The sequence below is a fragment of the Microthrixaceae bacterium genome (assembly GCA_016702505.1).
GTDB lineage: Bacteria > Actinomycetota > Acidimicrobiia > Acidimicrobiales > Iamiaceae > Aquihabitans.
The window spans coordinates 611,083-622,931 of the sequence record JADJDU010000003.1; the positions used below are offsets into that span (position 1 = coordinate 611,083).

The following is an 11,849-nucleotide window of genomic DNA, read 5'->3' on the forward strand; positions in this document are numbered from 1 at the left end:
TGGCCGTCCCGGACCCGAACCCATCTGAGGCTGAACGTTGCCTGCTGTCGAAGTGAACTCGATCGACGCCGACCACGGCATCGACGAAGTGGTCTTGGCCCGTCGGTGGGCGATCCTGGCGGTGCTGTGCACCAGCTTGATGATCGTCATCATCGGCAACACCAGCCTGAACGTGGCCATCCCAACCTTGGCCCGGGATCTGGGCGCGTCCACCAGTCAGCTGGCGTGGATGGTCGACGCCTACTCGTTGGTGTTCGCCGGCCTGCTGTTCACCGCGGGGACGCTGGGGGATCGCTACGGTCGCAAGGGGGCGCTGCTGTCGGGTCTGGCCGTCTTCCTGGTCGGCACAACGGTGGCCGCCGTCGGCGACTCGGCTGGTCAGGTGATCGCCGCCCGAGCGGTGATGGGCGTGGCTGCCGCCTTCGTGATGCCCTCTACCCTGTCGATCCTCACCAACGTGTTCCCCGCCCACGAGCGGCCTCGGGCCATCGCCATCTGGGCCGGCATCTCCGGTGGTGGGGCGGCGATAGGGCCGATCGCGTCGGGGTACCTGTTGGAGCACTTCTGGTGGGGCTCGGTGTTCTTGGTGAACATCCCGGTCATTCTGGTGGCGTTGGTGGCGGTCACCGTGTTGGTGCCGACCTCGAAGGACCCCAACGAGCAGCCACTCGACGTTCCTGGTGCGGCCCTGTCCATCGTGGCGTTGGGGTCGCTGGTGTACGGGATCATCGAGGGTCCTCATCACGGGTGGGCATCGCCGGCGTCGCTGCTCACCTTCGGGGTGGCGGTGGTGGCCATGGTCGCCTTCTTGGTGGTGGAGTCCCGGGTGGCGCACCCGATGCTGGACCTCAAGTTGTTCGGTGACCGTCGCTTCAGCGTGGCTTCTGCCGGGATCACCCTGACGTTCTTCGCCATGTTCGGCACCTTCTTCTTGGTGGCTCAGTACTTCCAGATGGTGTTGGGCTACTCGCCGCTCAAGTCGGGGATGCTCCAGTTGCCCATGGCCATCGTGATGATGAGCCTGGCACCGCAGGTCCCCAAGCTGGTCGCTCGCTTCGGCACCCATCGGGTGGTCCCGGTCGGGCTGACCTCGACGGCGCTCGGCCTTTTCGTGTTCTCTCAGATGACGGTGAGCTCACCGCTGTGGTCGATCTACTTGTCGGTGGTGCCTTTGGCGTCGGGCATGGCCCTGACCATGACCCCCTTGACCACGCTGATCATGTCGTCGGTGCCGCTCCACCGAGCCGAGGTCGGTTCGGCCATGAACGACACCACCCGAGAGCTCGGCGGTGCCCTCGGTGTGGCGGTGCTGGGTTCGGTGGTCTCATCGGTGTACGTGGACCGGTTGGCCCCCGTCACCGCTGGCCTTCCCGAACAACTGCGATCGGTGGCCGACTCAGGTCTGGGCGGCGCTCTCGGGGTGGCCGCCCGCATGGGGCCGGCGGGTGTGGAACTGGCCGATGCCGCTCGCCAGGCCTTCGTGGACGGGATGAGCACGGCCGCCATGGCCGGCGGTGTGGCCGTTCTGATCGCGGCGGGGGTGGCGGCTCGCCTGTTGCCCCGCGGCGGCTTCCTGCCCGCGGGCGCCCATGCCGGTGATCAGGGTGCGGCCGGCGATGTGGTCGACGAGGGTCAGCACACCACCTCACCGGTCCTCGACTGACCCTGGGGTCAGCGGATGCCGATTGCACCTGGGGGGATGACGCCTAGACGGCCGGCCTCGAAGTCCTCGAAGGCCTGGACCAGTTCGGCGCGGGTGTTCATCACGAACGGTCCGTGCTGGGCCACCGGTTCGCCGATCCGTTGGCCGCCCAGCACCAAGACGTCGAAGGCGTCGGTCCGTGAGTCGGGGCTGGGTGAGCCTCCCAACGTCAACACGTTGCCCGGGCCGGTCACGGCCAGTTGGCCCGAGGACAGCGGCCGCTGGTCGGTTCCGACCGTGCCGGCGCCGCTCAGCCCGTACACGAGCCCGTTCCAGTCCTGGTTCCAGGGCAGGTCGACCTGGGCACCGGGGGCGATGGTGAGGTGTTGCATGGTGATGGGGGTATGGGTCGAACCCGGTCCAGCGTGGCCGTCGACGTCTCCGGCGATGACCCTGATCAGTGCCCCGCCGTCAGGCGAGGCGAGCAGGGTCACGTCACCGGGTTCGAGCCCCTGGTATCGGGGTTCGATCATCTTGTCGGCGGCGGGAAGGTTCACCCACAGTTGGAGGCCGTGGAAGAGGCCGCCGGAGGCCACCAGCGCTTCTGGTGGGGTTTCGATGTGGAGGATGCCGCGCCCGGCGGTCATCCACTGGGTGGCTCCGTTGGCGATGACACCGCCGCCGCCATGGGAGTCCTGGTGGAGGAAGGTGCCGTCGATCATGTAGGTGACGGTCTCGAAGCCGCGATGGGGGTGCCACGGGGTGCCCTTGGGTTCGCCGGGGGCGTATTCGACCTCGCCCATCTGGTCCATGTGGATGAACGGGTCGAGGTCGGCGTGGGAGACACCGGCGAAGGCGCGGTACACCGGGAAGCCTTCGCCTTCGAAGCCCTTGGGGGCGGTGGTGACCGACCGGATCGGTCGTGGAACCGAGGTGGCAGGGTCTGGAGTGCTCAGGCGGGGTAGGGCCAGGATGTTGTCGGTGGTTACGGCGGGCATGGGGGCCTCCTTCGTGACGACCCTCATGGTCGTCCGTTCTTGTTGACATGTCAACTACTTTGGGAGGCGTTCGATTCCCGTCCTGGGCAATGTCGGCTTTCGAACCGGTCAGTGCCGTTCCAGCCAGATGACCGAAAGAGGTGGAAGCGTGAGTTCGGTCGAGGTCGGTTGACCGTGACGGCCCTCGCCATCGGCGGATGCTGACCCCAGGTTGCCCATGCCCGACCCGCCGTAGTGGGTGGAGTCGGTGTTGAGGACCTCCTGCCACGGCCCCGCTATCGGTAGGCCGATCCGGTAGTGGTGGCGGGGAACCGGGGACAGGTTGGCCACGCACACCATCGGTGGCTCACCGCTGCGGCCGGCGCCGCGCCAGAACGCGGCCACGTTCTGGTCGGGATCGTCTCCCACCAGCCAGGCGAACGTGGACGGGTCGGCATCGCTGGCCCACAGCGAAGGGCGGGATCGGTACAGGCGGTTCAGGTCCCGTACCAGGTCTTGGACACCCTGATGGCCGGGGTCGGCCAGCAAGTGCCAGTCCAGGGACCGGTCGTGATCCCACTCGGCCTCCTGGGCCAGCTCACCTCCCATGAACAGCAGCTTCTTGCCCGGATGTGCCCACATCCAGCCGTACAGGGCCCGGACGTTGGCCAGTTGCTGCCAGCGGTCGCCGGGCATTCGGGTGAGGATCGAACCCTTCTCGTGGACGACCTCGTCGTGGGACAGCGGGAGCACGAACCGCTCGGTCGAGGCGTAGTGGAGGGGAAAGGTGAGGTCGTGGTGGTGGTGACGGCGGTGGACCGGTTCGTGACCGAAGTAGCCGAGGGTGTCGTGCATCCATCCCATGTTCCACTTGGCCCCGAAGCCGAGCCCGTCCCGGTCGGTTGCGCCGGTGACACGAGGCCACGCCGTTGACTCCTCGGCCACCGTGATCACGCCGGGGTGGTGGTCGTGGACCATGTCGTTCAGCTCTCGCAACAGCGAAACTGCTTCCAGGTTCTCTCGTCCTCCGTAAGGGTTGGGAAGCCAATGGCCCGGGGGACGTGAGAAGTCGAGGTACAGCAGCGAGGCCACCGCGTCGACGCGTAGGCCGTCCACGTGGAATTGCTCGATCCAGTGGCGGGCGCTGGACAGCAGGAAGCTGCGAACCCCGCCCCGGCCGTAGTCGAAGACCAGGGTTCCCCAGTCGGGGTGCTCACCACGGCGGGGATCGGGATGCTCGTAGAGGGCTTGACCGTCGAAGCGGGCCAGCGCCCATTCGTCGCGGGGGAAGTGGGCCGGAACCCAGTCCAAGATCACCCCGACCCCGGCCTGGTGCAACGTGTCGATCAGGTGGGCCAGGTCCTCGGGGGTACCCCAACGGGCGGCGGGGGCGAAGAACGAGGTGACCTGGTAACCCCACGATCCGCCGAAGGGGTGGTGCATCACCGGCAGCAGTTCGACGTGGGTGAAGCCCATGTCTCGTGCGTAGGCCGCCAGTTCGGGGGCGATCTCGCGGAAGCCGCGCTCACGGTGGGGTTCGTGGGGATCGCGTCGCCACGAACCCAAGTGGACTTCGTAGACCGACATCGGTCCGGCCCACAGGTCCCCCTCAGCTCGTCGGGCCAACCACTCGTGATCGTCCCAGCGGTGGTTGAAGCGATGGATGATCGAGGCGGTGGCCGGGGCTGGTTCGGCTCGGCGGGCCAGCGGATCGGCGTGCTCGACGGTCACGCCGTAGGTGCCGGTCACCGCGTACTTGTAGCGGTGGCCCTCACCCGCGTGAACGCAATGGCCCTGCCACACCCCGCCGTGGCGGTGCAGCGGATCGGATCCCGGCCTCCAGTGGTTCCAGTCTCCGACCACGGACACCGCTTGGGCGGTGGGGGCCCACACCGAGAAGTGGGTACCGGCCTGCCCTGGTTCGCCAGTGAGGTGGGCGCCGAGGCGGTGGTGGAGGTCGAGGTGACGGCCGGTGTCGAGCAGGTGGAGATCGAGGTCGGTGACGCGGTGATCGGAGACGGTGTGATCGGTGGATTCGGGGGATTCGGTCACGGATGGCTGACCCCGGTCCGTTCGAGCCGGTCCAGGACCTGGCCCAGACCCGTGACCGGGAGATCGACCCAATCGGCCCGATGGCTCAGCTCGTACCCGATCTCATAGACCGCCTTCTCCACCTCGAACAGGGCGAGCAGGAGTGCGGTGGTCCCCGCTCCCTCCGGCAGCAGGTCTCGGGGTAGCTGGCTCAGGTAGCCGTCGAGCAGGGCGGCTCGCGCGGCCGGTTCCCACCCCGGCCCTACCCGGCATCCCCCGGCTCGGCGGACGGTTTCGGACGCGTAGGACAGGGATCGGAGGAGACCGGCCATGTCGCGCAGACCGGGCTGACGATGGCGTCGTTCGACCAACGGACGGTCAGGTTCCCCCTCGAAGTCCAAGATCACCCACCCGTCGGAGCCGAGCACCGTCTGGCCCAGGTGCAGGTCTCCGTGTACCCGGAACTCGGGTCCCAGCACTCGGTCACCGAGCGCCGCGGCGAGATCGGCCAACACCCGGTCGGTTCTGGCCACCAGATGGTGGCCGACGGTCGGCTCGAGCGCCGCCAGTGCGTCTACAACCGACGAGATGGTGGTGGTGATCGCCTCGGATCGGTAGGTCGTGACCCCGAAATCGGCGGTGGTGCCGGGCTGGGCCAATGCCGCGTGGAGGTGGGCCACGTCGGTCCCGAGCCGATGAAGGCTGGCAAGCAGGCCCCCGGGGTCGGCGGCCAACCCCGATAGCACCAGCCCCCACCCATCCAGTGCGGCGGGAATCAGGCGGTGGATCACACCGAGGGTGGTGACTCCTCCGGCGGTATCGGTTAGCTCGTACCAGCCACATAGGGGTGCGACCGGTGCCACCGGGTGGCCGGCGGTGGCCTGGTGATGGAGGTGGAGACCCACTTCCACCTCGGGATGGATGCCGGTGCTCAACCGACGAAGAACCTTGAGGACATGGGTGCCGCCAACCGCCGATGAGGTGTTGGACTGATCCACTCCGAGCGGTCGGGGCAGACGCCGGCCCGGGGGGGCCGCCCCAGTCACCCAGTGGCCCCGGATCGTGCCCGTCGGCCCGTCCACCGAACCTTCGTCCACGCACAGGCGGGCCAGGGCCTTGGTCGAGTCCGGGTCCGTTGCCACGTCCACGGGTGGCCAGGCGCGGTCGGTGGCCGCCGCCCGCCTGGAGCCACCCCTGGCGCCGGGCACCGGACGGATCAACTGGTAGGTCTCGTCGCGGTCGTCGGTGATCAGCGCGATCCCGACCCGACCGGATTCGAGGACCTGGGTCTCACCGACCGAGACCGAGACCGAACCCGAGACCAGGCCCGGGTCGGAGCCGGTCTCGGTGTCCTGGGAGGAGTACCACCGTTGGCGGCGGATCCATTGGGCCACCGATTCATCCGACGGTTCGTCGGGGACCGTGGCACTCATGGTTCTGCCACCACCAGGATGTGGGCGGGACGGTCTCCGGGTTCCAGGCGGACGTAGTTGCGGCCCAGATGCCACTGCCACCGTTCGCCGCTGAGCTCGTCGAGCACCGTGAAGGAGGGGGGCAGTCCGGCATCGTCGGGGACGATGCACACCGCTTCGTGTGTGGCACTCGGGTCCAACAAGACCACCACGATCACAGTTCCCACGCCGCCGCCGGCAGGGCTGGTTTCGGAGTTGGCTCCGTGGTGATCAGGGCGAGTCGGTGGAGGCCGCAGGTAGGCGAGGATCTGGGGGTTCTCTGTGTCGAGGAACCGGATGCCGGTCAGGTGTTGGAGGGCTCCGTTGCGACGGCGCACCTCGTTCAGTTGGGCGACGAGCCCCAGCAGAGGCCCGTCCAGCCTGCGGTCGTGGATCTCGTACTTCTCCGAATCCAGGTACTCCTCGGACCCGGACTTGACGGCCACCGACTCGAAAGACTCATAGCCCGAGTACATGCCGTAGGAGGGGCTGAGGGTCGCGGCCAGGATCAGTCGACTGGTGAACACAGCACGCCCACCGGCCTGTAGTTGCTCGGTGAGGATGTCGGGGGTGTTCACCCAGAAGTTCGGTCTGAACAGGTCCCGTTCGGGGCCGGCCAGTTCGGTGACGTAGTCGCGCAGCTCGTCGGCTGACTGCTTCCAGGTGAAGTACGTGTAACCCTGAGCGAAGCCGACCCGGCCCAGCTCCTGTTGCATGGCCCGATAGGTGAAGGCTTCGGCCAGGAAGATCACCTCGGGATGCGAGGCCCTCACCCCCGCGATCAGCCACTCCCAGAACGGCAGCGGCTTGGTGTGGGGGTTGTCGACCCGAAAGACACGGACCCCTCGCTCGACCCAGGTGATCACCACATCGCGCAGCGCCGCCCACAACCCGGCCCGGTCTTCGCAGTTGAAGTCGAGGTTGTAGATGTCCTCGTAGCGCTTGGGTGGGTTCTCGGCGTACTTGAGGGTGCCGTCGGGTCGGTGAGCGAACCATTCGGGGTGTTCGGTCAACCATGGATGATCGGCCGAACACTGAACGGCCAGGTCGACGGCGACCTCCAAACCAAGGTCTCGGGCATCGGCCACCAAGGCCTCGAAATCGGCCACGGTTCCCAGATCGGGGTGGACGGCGTCGTGCCCCCCGGTGCGGTCGCCGATGGCCCACGGGGAGCCGGGATCGCTGGCGGTGGCCTCCAGGGCGTTGTTGCGTCCCTTGCGCTTGGTCAGCCCGATGGGGCTGACCGGAGGCAGGTAGATCACGTCGAAACCGAGCTCGGCCACGGCGGGCAGACGGCGGCGCAGCCCGTCGAGCCCGCCCCAGGAACGGGGAAACACCTCATACCAGGCTCCGAACCGGGCCAGCGGCGGGTCCACATCGAGGGCGACCGGGCTGGGCAGAGATCCGGCCCCGGTTCGGTCGGGGTGGGCGTCACAGGTGCGGGCCAGGTCGTCATCGAGGGCCGCGGCCACCCGCTCGGCCACGGCGAGGCTTCGGTCACCGACGATGACGGCGGCTTGTTCGATGGCCTGGGCCACCAGCCGGGCCGAATGGGTTCCACTGGCCTCGGCCCGTTCGCTGCAGCGACGAAGCAGTGCCGCGCCTTCGGCCAGCTCTCCGGCCAGCTCGGTCATTCCCGCGGCGTGCTTGCGTGACAGCTCCACCCGCCACGACGCCAACGTGTCGGCCCACGCCACGATGTTCCAACGCCAGATCCCGGGCCGGTCGAGATGGAAGGAGCCCGCCCACCTGACGCCGAGAGACCCGCCGTCCACGTGGTGGAGCGTGATGGTCGATGGGGTCGTGGAACCCGGGGGCCACACGATGCCCTCAGCGCGGAGCACCTCGTGGCCGTCGCGGATCACGTCGGCCGAGACGGTGACCGATTCACCCACGGTGCGTTTGGGGGCGTGGCGCCCGCCGTCGAGGGTGGGTTCGGGCCGGGCCACGACCACCCGGGCCGGGATGGGATCGGGAGGATCAAAGGGCGACGCGGTCCCGGCCGTGGTGGCGGCCGGTCGAGGACGGGTCACCAGTCTTTGAGCCGAGCGGTGGCGGCTGGGTCATAGAGGCACACCACATCGGCGAAGCATCGCAACTGGAGAGCGGCCCGCAGCATGGCCGCGCCCGCCCCGGCCTCGGGCAGGTGCGAGGTGACCACCACGTAGGGCGCCGGGTCTGTGAGGCTCCGCAGCAGGGCCCCGTTGGCGATGGCCTTCTTCAGGGTGTCGGTTCGGCGCAGCCCGGGTCGGGTGCCCTGAACGCTGCCCTTGTATTCGAACCACACGATCCGCCCCGACGGGCTGACCGCTTCCTGATCGATCTCCACCCCGACCTCGGTGAGGACTCGTCGACCCCGAAGGGTGAAGCCCATGTGGCTGAGGAGCGTGTCGCACTGTTCGGCGAACTGGCGGCCTTGGATGCCGGCCGAAGCCTGGAAGGACCGAGCCGGACCAGGGTTGCGAGAACGGTCTCGAGCGGGCAGGTGCGGCCCACCCCACGGGCTCTCGGCGTCATCGGCCTGAAGGTCGTCGTCGGTTGGGGACGGGGTCGAGCCGGCGACCGTCGCACCCGCGTCCGAACCGGCGCCGCCATAGGTGAAGAACGACTCGTCACCACCCAGTGGAAGCTGCCCCGACGGTCCCATCACTGCCCAGCCTACGACCCCTGCCAAAGCTCTGGGAGTGGCTCCACGGAGGAGGGTCACCTCCTGGCGTGCGGCTCGACCTGTCGATGGCTTCATCCCACCGAAACTGGCTGTGGGTCCACGGGCCTGTGTGGCAGCGCAGGTAGTAGGGTTTGGCTCCGTCTGGCCGGTGGGGTCAGTTGTCTGAATAATGGAGCGGAACCAATGAGAATCAGAGCAAAGCTGTTGGCCATGGTCGCGGTGGCGGCCGTCGGCTTGGCCAGTGCCACCTTGCCGGCGTCGGCTGACATGGTGGTGTACACGGGAGAGATCGGGCCGAACGACACACCGACCATGTCGGTCGTGACGATCTCCAATCCCGACTGCGTCGGGCAAGGCGTATTTCAGGTGGCATACCGAGAGCACCTCCTGCCGGCGAACCTGAGCGGTCCCTTCACCTTCACCCACACCGAGAGCGACGGGGCGAACCTGTCGATGTACCTGATGACGGCAGACTGGTACCCCGGTGCCGCCTACCCGTACTGCATCGCCGCCGTCAACGGCAGCTCGGGCACGATCACCGCCAACCTCGACCCGTCAGTGCGTTACTCGCTGGTGGTGTTCGACGATTCGTTCGACCAGAACGGCGGTTCCTATGAGGTGTCGGTCAACCGACCCGGCCTGAACCCGCCGGTGTTGCGACCCGGGCTTCCTGGTGATCGGCCCTCCGACTCGGTTCCGGCCACGACCACCACCGCACCGGTGACCACCACGACGCGGCCGTCGACCACCTCGACCACCGCGCCCGCCACCACCACAACGCGGCCGTCGACCACCACCTCGACCACCGCGCCGGTGACCACCACCACTCGGCCGGGCACCGTTCCCCAGGCTGGTGGGGCACGTCCCGTGCCGGCTTCAGCCAGCTACACCGGCTGATCCAGGCTTACCCTGGATCCTCTGAAGGGAGGCGCCGGGCCAGTTGGCCCGGCGCTCCTTCGCGCCACTGCACCTATGGGGGAGGGTCGGGTGCCGCAGGGGGAGGGGTCCCGGTCGATAGCCTCTCGGGGGTAGTACGTGGGCTGGAGGGTCTAGCGGTGGCAGGTAGGCAGGGACGGTCGCTGGCCTGGGTGATGGTCGCCCTGGTCGCCATCTTGGCGTTGGTGGGTGGAGCCACCTATCTGGTGTTGGAGAACAGCGACCCCGACGGTGGCGGGGGTTCGAAGGCCGATCCGGCCCGACCTGGAGTGGATGTGGCCGATCCGGCGGTGGTGGCTGCCGATCGATTCGCGGCCGCGGTGACCAGCGGAGATTTCAGCGGAGTCCGGGTCACCGACTCGACGATCACCGCCCGCCAGGCCCAAGAACAGGTCGACCTGATGCTGGCCGGAATGTTGACCGGCGGCGCCACCCGTCCCACCGTGAAGGTCTCCGAAGTGGAGCGGGGCACCGGTGAGAACTCAGACACCGCCCAGGCCACCATGGGCGTTACCTGGAACCTTCCCGGTGGCCAGAGGTGGACGTATGACACCTTCTGGACCCTGGTCGAGGATGCCCAGGTCAAGGGCGGGGATCGTGAATGGCGGGTGTCGCTCAGCGTCGACCGGCTGTTTCCGGCCGAGGCCGATGGCGGTGTGGTCCGGCTGGTCCGGGTGCCGGTCGGTCGAGGACGCATCCTCGACACCACCGGCCGGCCGCTGGTGGCTGGCGGCGGCACCGTGACCATCGGCATCCGCAAGAGCCGCGCCACCGACCCCGAGGCCACGGCTCGCACCGCGGCCAGCCTGACCGGGGTGGACGCGGATGACCTGGTGGCCCGAGTCGCCGCGGCCGGGCCCGATGAGTTCGTGGAGGTCGCCACCCTCGACCGTCCCGCCTACGACCTGATCCGCGCCCAGATCCAGCCCCTGCCCGGCACCGTGTTCACCGAACAGGCCGCCGAGACGGACCTACCCGCCGGCTACGCCAAAGGTGTCCTGGGAACCGTTGGTCCGGCCACTGCCGAGATCGCGGCGGCGTCGCAAGGCAAGGTGGTCGAAGGGGATCTCACCGGGCTGTCGGGTGTGCAACTGGCCCGCAACGCTCAGCTCGCCGGTGAGCCCGGCATGCGGATCGAGGCCGTCAGCACCGACGCTGCCGCCGCCGTCACCACCTTGGAGGACTACCCCGGTCGGCCCGGCGCCGACGTGACCGTGACCTTGGATTCGGCGGTGCAGTTGGCCGCTGATGCCACCCTTGCCGTCTCGGGACAGCCGGTGGCACTGGTGGCGGTCAGGGTCAGTACCGGTGAGATCTTGGCCGTGGCCAACGGTCCAGCGGGATCGGCTGGCTACAACCGAGCTTTCCTCAACCGCTACCCCCCGGGTTCCACGTTCAAGGTGGTGTCGGCCCTCACCTACCTGGAGGCCGGTCTGAGCCCCGATGACACCGTGTCTTGCCCGGCCACGGTGGTGGCGGGCAAGCGGTTCAAGAATGCGGGTGGGTTCGCGTTGGGTGACGTCCCCTTCCGGCGGGCGTTCGCCCGTTCCTGCAACACCACGATCGTGGCCCGCTCCGACACGGTTAGCTCCCAGCAGTTGACCGACACCGCCCGCCTCCTCGGGTTCCGGGACCTCGATGCCGAGCTGGGCATGGACGTGTTCGGAACCGAGGTGCCGGTCACCGACAACGAGACCATGCATGCTGCCAACACCATCGGTCAGGGCAAGGTCGAGGCCAGCGCCTTGACTGTGGCTCTCATGGCTGGATCGGTGGCCAACGGTTCGTCTTTGCTGCCCCGGCTGTTCGTCGACCCTGGCGCGCCGGCCCCGGTGTTGGGCCCGGCCCTGCCCAGCGGTGCGGTAACGGCCCTACGGGAGATGATGCGAGACGTCGTCACCGACGGAACCGGTTCGGCGCTTCAGGGCGTGGCCGGTGGTCCCGTGCACGCCAAGACCGGGACCGCCGAGTTCGGTACCGACGATCCGCCCCGGTCCCACGCCTGGATCACCGGCTGGCAGGGAGACGTCGCCTTTGCGGTCGTGGTGGAGGACGGTGGTGGTGGCGGTGCCGTTGCTGGCCCGGTCGCGGCCCGGTTCCTGAACGCTCTGGCGGGGGCCTGACGACGGGACTCGCTCGGCTGG

Annotated in this window: 8 protein-coding genes; 3 read left to right on the forward strand and 5 right to left on the reverse strand. The window is 68.3% G+C overall.

Annotation, left to right across the window (positions count from 1 at the left end):
• Positions 1 to 37: 37 nt before the first annotated feature.
• Positions 38 to 1,663 (forward strand): DHA2 family efflux MFS transporter permease subunit, encoded by a 1,626-nt coding sequence (locus tag IPG97_05940; GenBank protein MBK6856098.1) that lies wholly within the window; start codon positions 38 to 40, stop codon positions 1,661 to 1,663.
• An 8-nt stretch (positions 1,664 to 1,671) separates the two neighbouring features.
• Here the strand turns inward: IPG97_05940 and IPG97_05945 are convergent, their stop codons facing one another.
• The 5 genes from IPG97_05945 to IPG97_05965 all read right to left on the reverse strand — a co-directional run bounded on the left by IPG97_05945 (position 1,672) and on the right by IPG97_05965 (position 8,748).
• The gene (locus tag IPG97_05945) at positions 1,672 to 2,640 is read right to left on the reverse strand and encodes a pirin family protein (GenBank protein MBK6856099.1); all 969 of its coding nucleotides are present in this window, start codon (positions 2,638 to 2,640) and stop codon (positions 1,672 to 1,674) included.
• Between the two features lie 108 nt (positions 2,641 to 2,748).
• Positions 2,749 to 4,743 (reverse strand): 1,4-alpha-glucan branching protein GlgB, encoded by a 1,995-nt coding sequence (gene glgB / locus IPG97_05950; protein ID MBK6856100.1) that lies wholly within the window; start codon positions 4,741 to 4,743, stop codon positions 2,749 to 2,751.
• On the reverse strand, positions 4,668 to 6,083 hold the full coding sequence (locus IPG97_05955; protein MBK6856101.1) for a hypothetical protein: 1,416 nt from the start codon (positions 6,081 to 6,083) through the stop codon (positions 4,668 to 4,670). Before IPG97_05955 ends, glgB begins: the two co-directional genes overlap by 76 nt.
• On the reverse strand, positions 6,080 to 8,068 hold the full coding sequence (locus IPG97_05960; protein ID MBK6856102.1) for a DUF3416 domain-containing protein: 1,989 nt from the start codon (positions 8,066 to 8,068) through the stop codon (positions 6,080 to 6,082). Before IPG97_05960 ends, IPG97_05955 begins: the two co-directional genes overlap by 4 nt.
• A gap of 62 nt (positions 8,069 to 8,130) precedes the next feature.
• Positions 8,131 to 8,748 (reverse strand): hypothetical protein, encoded by a 618-nt coding sequence (locus IPG97_05965; protein MBK6856103.1) that lies wholly within the window; start codon positions 8,746 to 8,748, stop codon positions 8,131 to 8,133.
• Positions 8,749 to 8,952: 204 nt separating this feature from the next.
• Here IPG97_05965 and IPG97_05970 point away from each other — a divergent pair, with 204 nt between their 5' ends.
• Positions 8,953 to 9,666 carry a hypothetical protein gene (locus tag IPG97_05970; GenBank protein ID MBK6856104.1) on the forward strand — a complete coding sequence of 238 codons (714 nt, stop codon included), beginning with the start codon at positions 8,953 to 8,955 and terminating at the stop codon, positions 9,664 to 9,666.
• Positions 9,667 to 9,824: 158 nt separating this feature from the next.
• Complete coding sequence (locus tag IPG97_05975) at positions 9,825 to 11,828, forward strand: penicillin-binding protein (protein MBK6856105.1); 2,004 nt, start codon at positions 9,825 to 9,827, stop codon at positions 11,826 to 11,828.
• The last annotated feature ends 21 nt before the right edge of the window (positions 11,829 to 11,849 follow it).